The organism is Bacillus cereus group sp. BfR-BA-01311, assembly GCF_022664295.1.
GTDB lineage: Bacteria > Bacillota > Bacilli > Bacillales > Bacillaceae_G > Bacillus_A > Bacillus_A cereus.
Genome location: NZ_JAKUHC010000001.1, coordinates 391,691 through 408,511 on the forward strand (window position 1 = coordinate 391,691; position 16,821 = coordinate 408,511).

The window sequence follows — 16,821 nt, forward strand, 5'->3', positions numbered from 1 at the left end:
GAAAATAACTCTTTTTATTTTTATAATTTGCCTGTTCGCTTTTCAAAAGTAAATGTGATAGGAAGATTGGAATGAGAACTATCACTTTTAAATATTACTTTCCATTCTTTAGTATGGGCTTTAATTTCAAAATTAAGAAGATTCATCGCTCTACGTTTATCTATTTCTAAAAACATATTATGAATTTCTGGTTCTTGCTGTAAATTAAGAGCCTTTAGTGTGACTGTAAATGTGAAAAAATTCTGCCCTTCATATACTATTTTTGATATTTTTGTTTTTTGTGTATTTAACAGCACATAAAAACGGTCTGATGGAGTTAATTGTACAGAGTCATCAGTAATTTCATTCTCGCTATTATGAAGTTCAACTAAGAAAGATGTACTATGGGAAGAATCTTTTTTGCTTGTAATCTGTAATTCAGTAGGAATCATCGGTATTTCATAAAAGTCATTCCTTATTATGTTATTGTAATCCTCTGAAAATTTACGGACTTCTTTTGGAAAAGAGTCTTCTTGTGTACTTAAAAAAGTTTTATGTTGCTTTGGAATTTTTTTACTAAAATTTAATGTTTCTTTAAAGTAATAATTGGATCCAGTTAAAAATAAAAAACTACAAATTAATAAAAAAATTCGATACAGATTTTGAAAATGAAAGAACAATAATATACATGTAATAATTCCAATTACATAGAAAATAAAGATAAGTAGTTCTAGTTTTGAGTGAAAGGAGAAACCATAGTTATGAAAAAATTTTATTCCAGTTATAATTTGAGCTCCAAAAAACAAAGAAATCCCAAATTGAAAAAATAATAAATCAGGCCCTCTTTTAATAACAAAAGTAATGAACGAAATGAAAAGTAAAAATACTCCTAAATAAATTGTTACATTTAATAATCGATCTAATGTAAGCATGAATAATGTCCCCTTTAATAGCATATTCATATATAAATAACAATTTTATATAATTATAATATAACAATAAATTATTTTAAATGTTGGAAGTGTTGAGTTTTATAAAAAAACTGTACAGACACAAACAACCTCACGCCCACATACACATAATAAAGACCACTATTTTGGCGGAGGTGAAAGGTTTGAGTCTATTCGCCGCAATTGGATATATGGTTCGAGAAGTGTTTGTCTTTGTTTCTTATGTGAAGAATAATGCGTTCCCGCAGCCGTTATCATCAGATGATGAGAGAAAGTACTTAGAGTTAATGGAGCAAGGTGATGCTCAAGCGAGAAATCTTTTAATTGAACATAATTTACGGCTTGTAGCTCATATCGTTAAAAAATTTGAGAACACAGGAGAAGATGCAGAAGATTTAATTTCAATTGGTACGATTGGGCTCATTAAAGCGATCGAGAGCTATTCTGCAGGAAAGGGAACGAAGCTTGCGACGTATGCAGCACGCTGTATTGAAAATGAAATTTTGATGCATTTACGTGTACTAAAGAAAACGAAAAAAGATGTTTCACTTCATGATCCGATCGGGCAAGATAAAGAGGGCAATGAAATATCGCTTATTGATATATTAAAATCAGAGTCTGAAGATGTAATTGATATGATTCAGCTTAGTATGGAGTTAGAAAAAATTAAAGAGTATATCGATATTTTAGACGAAAGAGAAAAAGAAGTGATTGTGAAACGTTTTGGACTTGGGCTAGATAAGGAGAAAACACAGCGGGAAATCGCTAAGGCGCTTGGTATTTCTAGAAGCTACGTATCACGGATTGAAAAGCGTGCTTTAATGAAAATGTTCCACGAGTTTGTCAGGGCAGAGAAAGAGAAAAAAGCGAAAGAGTAAAGTGTATTAGAAGCAGCCATATTTAAAATGGGCTGCTTTTCTTATTGTAAATAAGAAAAGAAAACGCGTTATGCTAAGAAGAAATACATGTTCACTGTTGAAAATGACGGATTCTATCTGTAATATTAGAAGGTGCTAAATAATTTAAGAATAATACCATACTTAGTTTTCTGTATATATAATAAGGCTGCTTTATATGATATGTGGGAATAAGAACCAATTTTACATATGATATAGAAAGAAAAGAAGGGAAAACTAAAGTTATAGACTGATTAGGGGGTTTCGCAATTTGCGACGTACATTATATCGACTTATGATAGAACTTACAAATGGTCGCTTTACTTCTTATATATTACGTAAATTTGCACAATCTCGTTTGAGCTCTATCATTATTCCATCGTATGCGAAAGTTTTTCAAATTAATCAAGATGAGATGGAAAAGGGTTTGAAGGAATATAGAACATTGCATGAATTATTTACGCGTAAGCTAAAAGAAGGAAAGCGTAGTATTGATACAGATGCATCGAGTATCGTTAGTCCTGTTGATGGTGTTTTTGCAGATCATGGTCCTATTGAGGATACAAAAACATTTTATATTAAAGGAAAGCGCTATTCAATTGTGGATATGCTAGGTAATGAAGAACGTGCAACGCGATATGCAGGCGGTACATATATGGTAATTTATTTGAGTCCAAGTCATTATCATCGTATTCATAGTCCGCTTTCTGGTTCTGTGACTGAAAGATTTGTACTCGGTAGAAAATCATATCCGGTAAATGCAGCTGGTATGGAATACGGGAAAGAACCACTGTCAAAAAATTATCGTTCTGTTACAGAAGTAAGCAGTGATGGCGAGCATATGGCTCTTGTAAAAGTAGGGGCCATGTTTGTTAATAGTATTGAGCTTTTACATGAGAGAGACACTGTTCAAAAAGGTGAAGAAATGGCATACTTTACATTTGGTTCAACAGTTGTGTTATTGTTTGAAAAAGATATGATAGAAGTAGTGCAGGAATTAAAGAGTGGACAAGAGCTTCGTCTTGGTGAAAAAATAGCTACTCGCTTAGCTCATAAATAAAGAAAAGCTTTTATAACCGTAAGTAAGAGTTATGGGCAAAGATACTTAATGATGAAATCCCCTAGATGGGAGTACTTGTTTATTCGAGAGCCATCGTAGGATGGCTCTTTTTACAGGGCATCCAATAAATTATCCTTTAACTGTTTAATTGGTAAGGGCTGATTAAACTTTCACTTTATATGTAATCAAGATGATTTGACAAGCTTGTCCTCTAATGAGCGTCTAATGATTTCTTGTTTTATAAGTAAAATGAAGTCGGGATTTAATTTTAGTTCTTTTGCTTTATAATAAGACTCAGTGAGTAACTCAGTGGATAACTGTTCCATATGTTTTGTTTTCAAGGTGAGTCACCTCCTAATAATATAAGGATTGATTCGTTGATGCATTTAATGTACCAAAAAAATATGACAGTCACAAATGAGTGGTTATCCACATACCTAGGTGGATAAAGTGTGTATAGTTTGTTAGTAAATTCCAAATTAACTGAAAAATTAATGTGGAAAATGTGTACAATTTTATCCACAGGTTATATATCGAAAAATGTTGTCGAAAAATTTTATGAAAAATCCTCAAAGAGGTGAAAGAAATTGAAACTATTTTTACCAAATGAATATGTGAAAAATGTATATCATGTTCAACCAGAAGATTTAAAAAAACGTGGGATTAAAGGCGTTATTACTGACTTAGATAACACTTTAATTGAATGGGATCGTCCCAATGCAACACCGCAACTTGAAAAATGGTTCTTGGAAATGAAAGAGCAAGGCATTCAAGTAACGGTCGTTTCAAATAATAATGAGCAACGTGTAAAAGATTTTGCTGATCCATTAGGTATTCCATTTATTCATAGTGCACGTAAACCATTTGTTCGCGCATTTAAGCGTGCGATACAAGAGATGCGTTTGCAGCCAGATGAAGTTGTAGTAATTGGAGATCAGTTACTGACGGACGTGCTTGGTGGCAACCGAGTAGGCCTTCATACAATTTTAGTTGTACCGGTAGCACAAACGGACGGATTAGTAACGCGCTTTAATCGAAAAATTGAACGAAGAATTATGAAAAATATGAAGAAAAAAGGTTTAATTAACTGGGAGGAATAAAGTTTGACTGAAACAATTAAATGTATTGGTTGCGGTGTAGAAATTCAAACAGAAAATAAAAACGAAGTGGGGTATGCTCCTGCCTCATCTTTAGAGAAAGAACAAGTTATTTGTCAACGTTGTTTTCGCTTGAAGCATTACAATGAAATTCAAGATGTATCGTTAACAGATGATGACTTCCTACGCATTTTAAATGGAATTGGAAAATCAGATGCATTAGTAGTCAAAATTGTAGATATTTTTGATTTTAATGGTAGCTGGTTACCTGGCTTACATCGTTTCGTAGGGAATAATAAAGTATTACTTGTTGGAAATAAAGCTGATTTAATTCCAAAGTCAGTAAAACATGATAAAGTAAAACATTGGATGCGCTATAGTGCAAAGCAGCTAGGATTAAAACCAGAAGATGTCTTTTTAATTAGTGCAGCGAAGGGACAAGGAATCGCTGAACTAGCAGATGCTATTGAGTATTATCGCGGCGGCAAAGATGTTTATGTTGTCGGATGTACGAATGTAGGGAAATCGACATTTATTAATCGTATGATTAAAGAATTTAGTGATGAGACTGAAAATGTAATTACAACATCTCATTTCCCAGGAACAACACTTGATTTAATTGATATTCCATTGGACGAAGAGTCTTCTTTATATGATACGCCAGGTATTATTAACCACCACCAAATGGCTCATTATGTTGGAAAGCAAAGCTTAAAGCTTATTACACCAACAAAAGAAATTAAGCCGATGGTATTCCAATTAAATGAAGAACAAACGTTATTTTTTAGTGGGTTGGCACGTTTTGATTATGTAAGTGGTGGTCGTCGTGCATTTACTTGTCACTTCTCGAATCGCTTAACAATCCATCGTACAAAGCTTGAGAAAGCAGATGAATTATATAAAAATCATGCCGGGGATTTACTAAGCCCACCAACGCCAGAAGAATTAGCAAATATGCCTGAGCTAGTGAAATACGAATTTAATATTCGTGAACCTAAAACGGATGTTGTATTCTCTGGATTAGGATGGGTTACTGTGAACGAACCAGGAGCAAAAATTGTTGCACACGTACCAAAAGGAGTAAGTGTTTCACTACGTAAATCTTTAATTTAATATGGAGAGGGATTTATGAAACAATTATATGGTGTAATCGGAAATCCAATTGGACATTCATTATCACCCGTTATGCATAACGATGCATTTGAACACTTGAATATGGATGCCCATTATCATGCGTTCCTTGTTGAAGAGGAATTGCTAGGGGAAGCAGTAAGAGGTTTAAAAGCATTAGGTATTTCAGGATTTAATGTAACAACTCCGCACAAGGTTGCTATTATGGAGTATTTGGATGAGATTGACCCATTGGCAAGGAAAATCGGTGCAGTAAATACAGTGGTTCATAAGGATGGAAGATTAATTGGCTATAACACAGACGGGATTGGTTTTGTTCGAGCGCTGCAGTCAATTAGTAATGAACCACTTCAAGGGAAACGTATTTTGTTACTTGGTTCAGGTGGTGCTAGCCGAGCTATTTATTTTTCTCTTGCTGATGTAGGTGTAAAAGAGATTGATGTAGCCAATCGTACAGTAGATAAGGCGAAGGAACTTATTGCTGCACGTACGGCCGATGTTAATTCTGTTGCTTTGTCGTTAGAAAAAGCGACAGAAGAACAAGGAAATTATGATATTATCATTCAGACGACAACGATAGGTATGCATCCACACGTAGAACATACGCCATTACAAATTTGTTCGTTAAAAAAAGGAACGATTGTATCAGATATAATTTATAATCCATTTGAAACGAAAATTTTATGTGAGGCAAAAGAGCAAGGCGCAATCATTCAAAATGGTATTGATATGTTTGTTTATCAAGGAGCACTTGCATTTGAAATGTGGACAGGACGCACGCCAAATATCGAGAGAATGAAACAATTAGTTATAGAAAAGCTTGGAGGCTAACATATATGTTAACAGGAAAACAAAAAAGATTTTTACGTGCACAAGCACATCATTTAACACCAATTTTTCAAGTAGGAAAAGGCGGAGTAAATGAAAATATGATTAAACAAATCGCAGATACTTTAGAAGCTCGTGAGTTATTTAAAGTAAGTGTATTACAAAACTGTGAATTTGATCGCCGTGAGGTTGCGGAAGAACTTGCAAAAGGTGCACGTGCTGAAATCGTTCAAGTAATTGGAAGCACAATCGTTTTATACAAAGAATCAAGAGAAAATAAACAAATTAAGCTTCCTCGATAAAAAGACTAGCATGCGCTATTTTTATCGTTTATGCGTAATGATGTAGAGAGCGAAACCAATTGAACTTTTATTAATAGCAACTCTCTTCATTCCTAACCGAGGAGAGTTGCTGTATGTAAAAGGAAGGGGCGTTTCTTTTGAGAAAAATTGGCATCATTGGCGGTACATTTGATCCGCCTCACTATGGACATTTGCTAATTGCAAATGAAGTATATCATGCTTTGAACTTGGAAGAAGTATGGTTCTTGCCAAACCAGATTCCGCCACATAAACAAGGGCGGAATATTACAAGTGTAGAAAGTCGTTTACATATGTTAGAGCTCGCGACTGAGGCAGAAGAGCACTTTTCTATTTGTTTAGAAGAGCTAAGTAGGAAGGGCCCATCTTATACGTATGACACTATGTTACAATTGACGAAGAAGTATCCGGATGTGCAGTTTCACTTTATTATTGGTGGGGATATGGTTGAGTATTTACCGAAGTGGTATAACATTGAAGCTTTACTTAATCTTGTAACGTTTGTTGGAGTTGCAAGACCTGGGTATACATTGCATACACCATATAAGATTACTACAGTGGAAATTCCGGAATTTGCAGTTTCTTCATCCTTATTACGTGAGAGATATAAGGAGAAGAAAACGTGTAAATATTTACTTCCCGAAAAAGTACAGGTATATATCGAGAGGAATGGGTTGTATGAATCGTGAGAATGCACTGCATATTGTCAAACAACAAATGCATGAAAAACGTTATATACACACAATTGGTGTAATGGAGACAGCGATTGAGCTTGCTAAGTTATACAGTGTGGACGAAAAAAAAGCAGAGATGGCAGCTATATTCCATGATTATGCGAAATGTAGAGCAATTTCAGAGATGGAAGAAATTATTAAACGTGAAGATTTGCCGAAAGACTTACTTTGCTATAACAAAGAGTTATGGCATGCACCTGTTGGGGCATACTTAGTAGAAAAAGAAGTAGGCATTACGGATTCTGAAATTTTGCAAGCTATTACATATCATACAAGTGGTCATGAGAATATGACGATGTTAGATAAAGTGATTTATGTAGCTGATTACATTGAACCTGGGCGAAAGTTTCCAGGAGTGGAAGAGGCTCGTAAACTCGCATATACGGATATAAATCAAGCTTTATTATTTGCGTTAAAGAGAACAATTCAATTTTTAATGGAAAAAAATCAGACGATTTATCCATTAACATTCCAAACATACAATGCAGTTATCAAGGAGGAAATGAGTAAATGAACGATAAAGATTTATTAGTATTAGCGGCAAAAGCAGCTGATGATAAGAGAGCAGAAGATATGGTTGTCCTAAATATGCAAGGTATTTCACCAATTGCAGATTATTTCATTATTTGTCACGGAAATTCAGACAAACAAGTGCAAGCAATTGCACGTGAAATTAAATCAAAAGCACATGAGTTCCAAATCGACGTACAACGTATGGAAGGGTTTGACGAAGCACGTTGGGTATTAGTTGATCTTGGAGATGTAGTTGCTCATGTATTCCATAAAGATGAGCGTAATCACTATAATTTAGAGCGTCTATGGGGCGATGTGCCACGTGAAGATATTACAGAAGAGTTAGGCCAATGAAATACGAACAATTTGCATTGTTGTACGACGAACTAATGAATGATGTCCCTTATGATAAATGGGTGGAATTTACAGAGGGAAGTTTACAGCAGGCAGATATGAAAGAGGCAAAAATTCTTGATGTAGCATGCGGTACGGGTAATGTAACCCTGCCGCTTGTGCAAAAGGGTTACGATTTAATAGGTGTCGATCTTTCAGAAGAAATGTTAACAGTCGCTCAGCAAAAACTAGGAGGAGAGGGATACTTTATTCCTTTTTATCAACAAGACATGCGAGAGCTTGATGTTCCAGGTGAGTTTGATTGTGTAACCATCTTTTGTGATTCGTTAAATTATGTATTGCAAGAAGATGGAGTACAAGAAACATTTAGAAGAGTATTTCACCATTTACGTCAAGATGGTTTGTTTTTATTTGATGTACATTCTTTATATAAAATACATCATGTATTTCAAAATGAAACGTATACAGTGAATGGAGAAGAAATATCTCTTATTTGGAATTGCTTCCCTGGTGAAGAATCAAATAGTGTAGAGCATGATTTAACATTCTTTGTTCAAGATCCGGAAGAAGATGTGTACCATCGGTTTGACGAATGTCACGTGCAACGTGCATATCAAGTGGAAGAGTTAACGAAATGGCTTGAAGAAGCAGGTTTTACAGTGCTTCGTGTAACAGGTGATTTTGAGCGACTTGAAGTTACAGAACAAACAGAGCGTATTTTCTTCATGGCGAAGAAAAACGGATAAAAACAAAAGCAACCGAGAAGGTTGCTTTTGTTTTATAAAGAAGATGTATTTTTAGTTCTAGCATAATCTGAAGATTGTATGCGTAAAGTGTGGGAATAGTAGTTGAAGTGAAAATGTATTGTAAAAAAGTAAGTATTTATAAAAAGGATTTGGAATGAAAATGACGTATTTATTATGTGTGTTTATTGAATTGCTGATCAACGCATTCTAAATCTTCATCAAATTTTTCATGTGTTCGCTCGATTAACTTATGGAACATATCTCCAACGTGCTCTTCTAAAACCCGAATGCCCTCCCCAGTAACGCCGCCTTTCACGCAAACCTTTTCTTGTAAGGTAGGTAATGTGAAGATTTCTTTTTCAAGTAATTTCCCCATCCCCACGACCATTTCACTTACTAAAGTAGTAGCCTCTTCGTGTGTAATATTTGTTTTATCTACAGCAGCGTTAATGAAGCATTGTAGTAAATAACTAAAGAAAGCAGGACCGCAACTTGCTATATCAGATGAAACGCGCGTTATATCTTCTTCTATTACAAGAGGTGTAGAAATGTTTTTGAATAGACGAAGTAGTTTTTGTTGCCATTCTTCAGAGCAATTATCTCCAAATGTAAATAGTGAGGCGCCAGAGAGCGCGCGATTTGTGATACTTGGAATGATACGCGCGACGTGGCAAGGTACGAGAGTCTCTAATTGTGATGGAGATATTGGACTTGTAATAGAAACTAAGCACGTTTCATCAGAAAAATGTTCAGCGTATTTTTTTAGGATAGGGTATATATCTATCGGCTTGACACAAATAAAAATAAGTTGTGATTGTTCGATTACTTCCGGGATTGTTTTTGCTATATGAACAGAAGGGTATTTTTCTTTTATATGATATGCTTTTGCAGGCGTCCGATTAATGATTGTAAGGCACGAAGGTTTGACAGCACGGGTTTCTAAAAATGCATCGATTAGTATATTCCCCATGTTTCCTGTCCCTATAATTCCTATGTTCAAAGTTTCATCCCTCCTTCGTAACAGCTTTCTCCTAAACAATATGAATGATGTTATAAATTTATGATTAGAGGTGTAAAATGATGTGGGATTTTCCGAAAAAGTGGTTAGGTTTAGTAGCTATTATTGGAACTTTACTTTTTCTTGTTTTTTGGAAAACGAATCAGAGTGTAGAACGAATGCCTATTACAATGAATGTACAAGAGAAGGAGATCGAAAAAAAGGGTAAACCGAAAATATCGGATACAAAGGAACAGAAAAGAACAATTATAATTGATGTGAAAGGAGCGGTTAGTAAAGAAGGGGTATATGAAATGAAGGAAGGAGATCGCGTAAAGGACGCGGTTCAAAAGGCTGGTGGTTTTTTATCAGAAGTAGATATGAAAAAAGTGAATTTAGCACAAATTGTACAAGATCAAATGCTTCTTTATATACCGAGTAAAAATGAATCAGAACAAGGGGTGCTTACTTCTTCTAAGGAAGATGGCAAGATTCGAATAAATACAGCGGCGAAAGAACAACTAGAAAAAATTACAGGGATTGGCTCTCGAAAGGCAGAAAGTATTTTGAAATATCGAGAAGAACATGGTCCGTTTCAGAAAATAGAAGATTTATTAGAGATTGATGGAATTGGCGCGAAGTCTCTTGAAAAGATAAAAGATCAAATTATTATTCCGTAAAAGATTGACGAAGTTTTTCTTCTTTCGCTACACTACAAGTAGACAAAAAAGTAGGTGAAAAATATGGAACGAATTTCATGGGATCAATATTTTATGACGCAAAGCCATCTACTATCTTTGCGTAGTACATGTACAAGGCTTGCGGTAGGAGCGACAATCGTTCGCGATAAACGAATTATTGCTGGTGGATATAATGGTTCAATTAAAGGTGGCGTACATTGTATAGATGATGGTTGTTACGTAATCGATAATCATTGTGTTCGGACAATTCATGCCGAAATGAATGCTTTATTACAATGTGCCAAGTTTGGTGCGAAAACAGAGGAAGCAGAAATTTACGTTACGCATTTCCCTTGTTTACAATGTTGTAAGGCAATTATTCAAAGTGGTATTACAGCGGTTTATTATGCGCAGGATTATAAAAATCATCCATACGCCATAGAGTTATTTGAACAAGCGAATGTAACAGTGAAACACGTTCCGCTAGAATATGATATTGCTGCATTAGAGGATCAAAAACGTTATACAGAGTTGAAAGAATTATTTGCGTCTTTAGAAAAAGATAATTTATCAATGGAAGAATTACAGCATGTATTCACGAAAGCAAAAATGATGCTATAAGGAGTGAGTATAAGTTGCAAGAACAATGGGGGTATGTTGCAATCTCGTTTATAATAGGGATTGCAATTGCCTTTTCCTCGTCACTTTTATTGATAGTTTTTTGCCTCTTTTTAAATGTTTTCTTCTGTTTATATCGCACTTCGCGTAAAACCTTCATTCTTTGTATTGTAGCGTGCTTTAGTAGCGTTATATATACTTCCTATGTTCAAGTATGGAATAAGCCTCTAGGGAAGCCCTATGCAGTTACAAGAGGGGTTATACAAAACACACCGCTTGTTAATGGGGATCGCCTATCTTTTCAATTTGAAGATCAGAATAAAAATATAGTGCAGTTAAGTTATAGAATAAAATCAGCTTTGGAAAAGAAAAAAATGCAACAATTATACGCAGGGATATCATGTGTATTCGAGGGTGAGAGGAAAGAACCGGAAACAGCTCGGAATTTTCATGGTTTTAATTACCGTGATTATTTATACAAGCAACATATTCATTTCACATTTAAGGCTACATATATTTCTGAATGCTATAAAACATCATTGTCGCTCACGCAATGGATTCTTCTTTTAAGGCAACAAGCAATCTCGAAAGTTACAGAAATGTTTCCAGAGCAATCAGGTGCTTTTATGAATGCATTACTCTTTGGTGATAGACAACAAATGACGTTTGAAGTGGAAGAGCAATATCAACAATTTGGTCTTGTACATTTGTTAGCAATTTCAGGTTCACACATTGTATTGTTGATGGTGATAGTATATTTTATTTTGCTAAGAAGCGGTGCGACGAGGGAGGTAGCAACAATTTGCCTTATCATTTGTATTCCTTTGTATATGGTTTTAGCAGGGGCTTCACCCTCTGTTATAAGAGCTTCTATAACAGGGGTTTTGATGTTGATTGCTTTTATGTGCTCGATTCGTTTATCTAGTTTAGATGCTTTAAGTGTAACAGCTATATGTATGCTTATATATGACCCTTATCTTGTTTTTAATATTGGATTTCAGTTTTCTTTTGTAGGTAGCTTCGCTTTACTTTTGTCTGCTCCGTTATTGTTAGGGAGTAGCAACGGAGTAATCCGAAATTCTATTTATATTTCTATCATTTCACAGCTCGTTAGTACTCCGATTTTGTTATATCACTTTGGTTATTTTTCTCCATATAGCATTCTCCTCAATCTCTTATACGTTCCGTTTTTATCTATCATTGTATTACCATGTAGCATTATTATTTTACTGTGTATGCCAATTGTCCCGTTTCTCGCAAAAGGATTTGCGGATGTATTATCAATAGGCTTGAGTATGTCTAATGATTTTCTAAGTTATTGTGAAAGTTTACCCTTTACCCAGCTTATCTTCGGGGAAACGCCCTTCAATCTTGTAGCTGTATATTGCGCGAGTATTGTCAGTATATTGATGGTTTGGGAAAGAAGAGCGCCGAAAAAAATGGTTTGTATAGTTGCGAGTGTATTTATTTTTATTAGCACATGTCATTATGTATATCCATATTTTAGAGGAAGCGGAAGTGTAACATTTATTGATGTTGGACAAGGTGATGCAATATTAATTCGCCTTCCGTATGATAAAGGGATTTATCTTATTGATACAGGTGGAACGCTTCGTGTGAATAAGGAAGAATGGCAACAAAAAAAGCATGAATTTTCTGTTGGGAATGATGTTTTAATACCCTTTTTACAAAAAGAAGGTATTAAAACAATTGATAAATTAATCGTAACGCATGGAGATGCAGATCATATAGGTGCTGCGCAAGAATTATTATCATATATACCTGTAAAAGAAGTGGTATTTGGCCGAAAGGGAAAAGATGCAGTATTAGAAAAAGTAGTCAAGAAACAGGCATTAGAAAAGGAAATGAAAATAACTGAAGTGGGGGAAGGGGCGAGTTGGAGTGTAAATGAAGCGGAATTTTTCGTTTTAGCTCCAAAAGGAAAAGAAAAAAGCGAAAATAACGCTTCAATTGTAATATGGGCAAAACTTGGAGGGTTGAAGTGGCTATTTACAGGCGATTTGGAAGAAGAAGGGGAAAAGATTTTAGTAGAGGCATATCCAGATTTACAAGTGGATGTTTTAAAAGTTGCTCATCATGGGAGTAATACGTCATCTATAGAGCCTTTTTTGAACGTCATACAGCCTCGTGTAGCGATTATATCTGTTGGTAAGCAGAATAGGTATGGACACCCGCATAAAGAAGTGATAGAGCGTTTTGAGAAGATGGGGAGTGCGATATGGCGCACGGACAAGCAAGGTGCTATTTCCTATGTTTTTAAAGGGGAAAATGGAACCTTTAAAAGTAAAATCACATATGATAAAACACATAATAGATGAAAAAGAGAAGACTGCCATGAAGTGGCAGTCTTTAAGAACCGATAAATTTAATAACAGTTGCAATGATGAAAAGTGTTGCGAAAAAACCAAATGAGACGATAAATCCTACCCCTGAATCAATAGCGTCATTGCGTTTACTTTGAACGTTTTGTTCAAAATCATTCATTTAGAATCCCTCCCCAACATTCCACTTTAGTATAAAATATTGTCAGAAAAAAATCTACAATTTCCATATGAAGAGAAAACGAGCTTTTTTGCTACTTTTAAATCATGAAGTAATGTGAGTTTTTCGTTTCCAAGCATGTTAACAGTTGGCACTTATACTCAAATTTTTATTGCGAATAATAAAGGGAAGGTGATTACCGCACACCAATAAGAAACCCGGGGCTTATTGCGTGGCGTTTAATATAAATAAAGGGACGGGTTATAAAGCCTGTTCCTTTGTACTTGTAAAACAAAAGCTAGGGCATTAGTATAAATATATATTGCCAAGTTAGGGAGTAGGAAAAAGTATGAGTGATATACATAAAAAAATTAAAAAGAAACAGTTTGCTCCGTTATATTTACTATATGGAACGGAAGCTTTTTTTATAAATGAAACGATAAAGCTTATTACGACAGAAGCACTTGAAGAAGAAGATCGAGAGTTTAATGTTGTGACATACGATTTAGAAGAAGCGTATTTAGAAGATGTGGTTGAGGATGCGCGTACGCTTCCTTTCTTCGGAGAACGGAAAGTACTGTTAATAAAATCACCGCTATTTTTGACTTCGCAAAAAGAAAAGTTAGAGCAAAATATAAAAATTTTAGAAGAATACATTGGTGAACCTTCTCCATTTTCTATTCTTGTTTTTGTTGCGCCTTACGAAAAACTTGATGAGCGAAAAAAAATTACAAAACTATTAAAGAAAACAGCAGATGTAGTAGAAGCAAATGCGATGCAAATACAGGATGTTCAGAAGTGGATTGTTGCTCGTGCAGATGAAGTGCATGTGCATATTGATAACACGGCTGTTAGTTTGTTGCTAGAGCTTGTGGGAAGTAATGTAACAATGTTGGCGAAGGAAATGGACAAGTTAACGTTATACGTTGGTATGGGCGGAGAGATTACGACGAAACTTGTTGCAGAGCTTGTACCAAAATCCGTTGAGCAAAATGTATTCGCTTTGACAGAAAAAGTGGTGAAAAAAGATATTGCAGGTGCAATGCAAATTTTGGATGGATTATTTACGCAGCAGGAAGAGCCGATTAAATTGCTTGCGTTATTAGTGAGTCAATTCCGCTTGTTGTATCAAGTGAAAGAGCTACAGCAACGTGGTTATGGACAAAATCAAATTGCGTCTCATATTGGTGTACATCCGTATCGCGTGAAGTTGGCAATGAATCAAACGAAGTTTTTCTCTTTTGAAGAATTAAAAAAAGTGATTATAGAATTAGCGGAAGCTGATTATAGTATGAAGACGGGAAAGATGGATAAGAAACTTGTGCTCGAGTTTTTCTTAATGCGATTAAATCATATGTGATGACACAAAAAAGTTCATGTACTAAGTACATGAACTTTTTTGTATATAAAAAAACGATCCAAATGGATCGTTTTTTAAACGCCTTACGCGTTTACTTGTTTCGCTAAGCGAGATTTTTGACGAGCTGCAGCGTTTTGGTGGATAAGACCTTTACGAGCTGCTTTGTCAAGTTTTTTAGAAGCAGTTTTGAAAGCTTCTTTAGCATTTTCAAGATCGTTATTAGTAACTAAAGCTTCTACAGTTTTAACAGCAGAACGCATGTCAGACTTGATAGAAGCGTTATGTGCACGACGCTCTTCGCTAAGTTTAGCGCGTTTGATAGCAGATTTGATGTTTGCCATACTTTTCACCTCCCTGGTGCAATCGAATGACTCGATTCTTACATAGAACAAGTGATATTCTATCAAACGGTGAAGAGAATTGCAATAGTATATCCATGAAATTTCACGTAAAGGAAAGAATGACCTTATATAACTTTGGGAAATCTAACGATATTTACTATGAATTACGGAGGAGATACGATGAAAGAACCATTAGATTTAAGTAAATATAGCATTAGAACTGACCTTGCTGTAGAAGCCCATCAAATGTTGCAAGAAAGCCAAGAGGAACAAAAAGGGATACAGGGAGTTATTGTAAAAGAGAGAGAAGAAGAGGGGACTATAATTACAAAAGTAACAATTGATGAAGCTGCCTCTGAAGCGATGGGTAAAAAGCCTGGAAATTATTTAACGCTTGAAGTTCAAGGTATACGTCAGCAAGATACAGAACTTCAACAAAAAGTGGAGCGTATTTTTGCAAAAGAATTTTCTAATTTCTTAGAAGAGGTTGGCGTTACAAAAGAAGCAAGCTGTTTAATTGTAGGTCTTGGGAATTGGAATGTAACACCAGATGCTCTTGGACCGATAGTTGTAGAAAATGTATTAGTAACGAGACATTTGTTTCAATTACAGCCTGAAAGTGTAGAAGAAGGGTTTAGGCCTGTTAGTGCAATTCGGCCGGGGGTAATGGGAATTACAGGGATCGAAACGAGCGATGTTATTTATGGGATTATTGAGAAGACGAACCCGGACTTTGTAATTGCGATTGACGCATTAGCTGCCCGTTCTATTGAACGAGTAAATAGCACGATACAAATTTCTGATACTGGAATTCATCCCGGATCGGGGGTTGGGAATAAACGTAAAGAACTAAGTAAAGGCACATTAGGTATCCCTGTAATCGCGATTGGTGTTCCGACTGTGGTCGATGCTGTTTCGATTACAAGTGATACGATTGATTTTATTTTGAAACATTTCGGCCGAGAGATGAAAGAAGGAAATAAACCTTCACGCTCTTTGTTACCAGCGGGATTTTCATTTGGAGAAAAGAAAAAATTAACGGAAGAAGATATGCCGGATGAAAAGAGCAGAAATATGTTTTTAGGTGCTGTTGGCACGTTGGGAGAAGAAGAAAAAAGAAGGCTGATTTATGAAGTGCTATCTCCTCTTGGTCATAATTTAATGGTAACCCCAAAAGAAGTAGATACTTTTATTGAGGATATGGCGAATGTAATAGCGAGTGGTTTAAATGCGGCGCTGCATCATCAAATTGATCAAGATAATACGGGAGCATATACACATTGAGGGGAACAGATGATTATCGTTTGAGTCGCTTTACGCTTTTGTGTATATGTAGTGTGGCTTTATGTTTACTTATGATGATAGCAGGAGTGGCACTTGCTAATCATGGTTTGAAAAGTATGAAAGGCTATCAGCAACTGTCATATGAACAAATAGCTCATATGACAGGGACAGAAAGTACAGGTGCTGAATCAGAAATTTTGGGTAGCTCGTTTTCGGCCTCAGAAAAACAACAACAGTTAGAACGTTTAAGAAGTTTTAATGTTGTAGAAGGAATTGGGATGGCAGTAGCAAGTGTAGCTTATGAAATGACGAAGTTCGGAACGGATATCGTTGTTGGGAAAATAAAAGGAATTTTTAGCTAAGAGTAACATGGGAGGCGGTTGTTTTACTGGTTTGTAAGACAGCCGTTTTAAAATTTGAAAAGGGTTTGT

At 35.4% G+C, this 16,821-nt stretch carries 21 protein-coding genes; 16 read left to right on the plus strand and 5 right to left on the minus strand.

From position 1 onward, the window contains the following. Positions 1 to 20: 20 nt before the first annotated feature. Positions 21 to 941: a hypothetical protein gene (locus MR136_RS02050; protein ID WP_004407978.1), complete on the minus strand. Its 921-nt coding sequence runs from the start codon at positions 939 to 941 to the stop codon at positions 21 to 23. Positions 942 to 1,093: 152 nt separating this feature from the next. Here MR136_RS02050 and sigK point away from each other — a divergent pair, with 152 nt between their 5' ends. Next, positions 1,094 to 1,807: an RNA polymerase sporulation sigma factor SigK gene (gene sigK, locus MR136_RS02055; protein WP_000051382.1), complete on the plus strand. Its 714-nt coding sequence runs from the start codon at positions 1,094 to 1,096 to the stop codon at positions 1,805 to 1,807. Between the two features lie 289 nt (positions 1,808 to 2,096). Then, on the plus strand, positions 2,097 to 2,885 hold the full coding sequence (locus MR136_RS02060; RefSeq protein WP_017673520.1) for a phosphatidylserine decarboxylase: 789 nt from the start codon (positions 2,097 to 2,099) through the stop codon (positions 2,883 to 2,885). Between the two features lie 185 nt (positions 2,886 to 3,070). Here the strand turns inward: MR136_RS02060 and sda are convergent, their stop codons facing one another. Next, entirely contained in the window at positions 3,071 to 3,226 is a 156-nt protein-coding gene (gene sda, locus MR136_RS02065; protein WP_000850094.1) for a sporulation histidine kinase inhibitor Sda, read from the minus strand. 246 nt (positions 3,227 to 3,472) lie between these two features. On the opposite strand from sda, the gene MR136_RS02070 reads away from it, so the two are divergent. The 8 genes from MR136_RS02070 (at position 3,473) to MR136_RS02105 (ending at position 8,608) form a co-directional block, all read left to right on the plus strand. Then, positions 3,473 to 3,985, plus strand: coding sequence for a YqeG family HAD IIIA-type phosphatase (locus MR136_RS02070; protein WP_000765314.1), 513 nt, complete (start codon positions 3,473 to 3,475; stop codon positions 3,983 to 3,985). Positions 3,986 to 3,988: 3 nt separating this feature from the next. Further along, entirely contained in the window at positions 3,989 to 5,095 is a 1,107-nt protein-coding gene (yqeH, locus tag MR136_RS02075) for a ribosome biogenesis GTPase YqeH (protein ID WP_000140799.1), read from the plus strand. A gap of 15 nt (positions 5,096 to 5,110) precedes the next feature. Further along, on the plus strand, positions 5,111 to 5,944 hold the full coding sequence (gene aroE / locus MR136_RS02080) for a shikimate dehydrogenase (protein ID WP_000812076.1): 834 nt from the start codon (positions 5,111 to 5,113) through the stop codon (positions 5,942 to 5,944). Between the two features lie 5 nt (positions 5,945 to 5,949). Beyond that, the gene (gene yhbY, locus MR136_RS02085) at positions 5,950 to 6,243 is read left to right on the plus strand and encodes a ribosome assembly RNA-binding protein YhbY (protein ID WP_000955224.1); all 294 of its coding nucleotides are present in this window, start codon (positions 5,950 to 5,952) and stop codon (positions 6,241 to 6,243) included. A gap of 137 nt (positions 6,244 to 6,380) precedes the next feature. Further along, positions 6,381 to 6,950, plus strand: a complete 570-nt coding sequence (gene nadD / locus MR136_RS02090; RefSeq protein ID WP_001226048.1) for a nicotinate-nucleotide adenylyltransferase — start codon at positions 6,381 to 6,383, stop codon at positions 6,948 to 6,950. Then, on the plus strand, positions 6,940 to 7,509 hold the full coding sequence (gene yqeK / locus MR136_RS02095) for a bis(5'-nucleosyl)-tetraphosphatase (symmetrical) YqeK (RefSeq protein WP_061457713.1): 570 nt from the start codon (positions 6,940 to 6,942) through the stop codon (positions 7,507 to 7,509). The genes nadD and yqeK overlap by 11 nt, the downstream gene beginning before the upstream one ends. After that, positions 7,506 to 7,862: a ribosome silencing factor gene (gene rsfS, locus MR136_RS02100; protein ID WP_000998173.1), complete on the plus strand. Its 357-nt coding sequence runs from the start codon at positions 7,506 to 7,508 to the stop codon at positions 7,860 to 7,862. The genes yqeK and rsfS overlap by 4 nt, the downstream gene beginning before the upstream one ends. Next, the gene (locus tag MR136_RS02105; protein WP_017673523.1) at positions 7,859 to 8,608 is read left to right on the plus strand and encodes a class I SAM-dependent methyltransferase; all 750 of its coding nucleotides are present in this window, start codon (positions 7,859 to 7,861) and stop codon (positions 8,606 to 8,608) included. Before rsfS ends, MR136_RS02105 begins: the two co-directional genes overlap by 4 nt. A gap of 172 nt (positions 8,609 to 8,780) precedes the next feature. On the opposite strand, the gene comER is transcribed toward MR136_RS02105, so the two are convergent. Next, a complete protein-coding gene (gene comER, locus MR136_RS02110) occupies positions 8,781 to 9,608 on the minus strand; it encodes a late competence protein ComER (protein WP_001020554.1) in 828 nt (275 codons plus the stop codon). Positions 9,609 to 9,685: 77 nt separating this feature from the next. Between comER and MR136_RS02115 the strand changes: the two genes are divergently transcribed. The 3 genes from MR136_RS02115 (at position 9,686) to MR136_RS02125 (ending at position 13,242) form a co-directional block, all read left to right on the plus strand. Further along, complete coding sequence (locus MR136_RS02115) at positions 9,686 to 10,285, plus strand: helix-hairpin-helix domain-containing protein (protein ID WP_000989932.1); 600 nt, start codon at positions 9,686 to 9,688, stop codon at positions 10,283 to 10,285. Positions 10,286 to 10,348: 63 nt separating this feature from the next. Beyond that, on the plus strand, positions 10,349 to 10,906 hold the full coding sequence (locus tag MR136_RS02120) for a ComE operon protein 2 (RefSeq protein ID WP_000439769.1): 558 nt from the start codon (positions 10,349 to 10,351) through the stop codon (positions 10,904 to 10,906). A gap of 14 nt (positions 10,907 to 10,920) precedes the next feature. Next, positions 10,921 to 13,242 (plus strand): DNA internalization-related competence protein ComEC/Rec2, encoded by a 2,322-nt coding sequence (locus MR136_RS02125; protein WP_061457712.1) that lies wholly within the window; start codon positions 10,921 to 10,923, stop codon positions 13,240 to 13,242. Positions 13,243 to 13,273: 31 nt separating this feature from the next. On the opposite strand, the gene MR136_RS02130 is transcribed toward MR136_RS02125, so the two are convergent. After that, positions 13,274 to 13,408, minus strand: a complete 135-nt coding sequence (locus MR136_RS02130) for a YqzM family protein (protein WP_000997609.1) — start codon at positions 13,406 to 13,408, stop codon at positions 13,274 to 13,276. 346 nt (positions 13,409 to 13,754) lie between these two features. Here MR136_RS02130 and holA point away from each other — a divergent pair, with 346 nt between their 5' ends. Next, complete coding sequence (gene holA / locus MR136_RS02135; protein WP_001279917.1) at positions 13,755 to 14,765, plus strand: DNA polymerase III subunit delta; 1,011 nt, start codon at positions 13,755 to 13,757, stop codon at positions 14,763 to 14,765. 83 nt (positions 14,766 to 14,848) lie between these two features. Here the strand turns inward: holA and rpsT are convergent, their stop codons facing one another. After that, the gene (rpsT, locus tag MR136_RS02140; RefSeq protein WP_001274011.1) at positions 14,849 to 15,106 is read right to left on the minus strand and encodes a 30S ribosomal protein S20; all 258 of its coding nucleotides are present in this window, start codon (positions 15,104 to 15,106) and stop codon (positions 14,849 to 14,851) included. A gap of 180 nt (positions 15,107 to 15,286) precedes the next feature. Here rpsT and gpr point away from each other — a divergent pair, with 180 nt between their 5' ends. After that, on the plus strand, positions 15,287 to 16,390 hold the full coding sequence (gpr, locus tag MR136_RS02145; protein ID WP_000662619.1) for a GPR endopeptidase: 1,104 nt from the start codon (positions 15,287 to 15,289) through the stop codon (positions 16,388 to 16,390). Continuing rightward, positions 16,387 to 16,752 (plus strand): YqxA family protein, encoded by a 366-nt coding sequence (locus MR136_RS02150; protein ID WP_001215037.1) that lies wholly within the window; start codon positions 16,387 to 16,389, stop codon positions 16,750 to 16,752. Before gpr ends, MR136_RS02150 begins: the two co-directional genes overlap by 4 nt. Positions 16,753 to 16,821 lie beyond the last annotated feature (69 nt).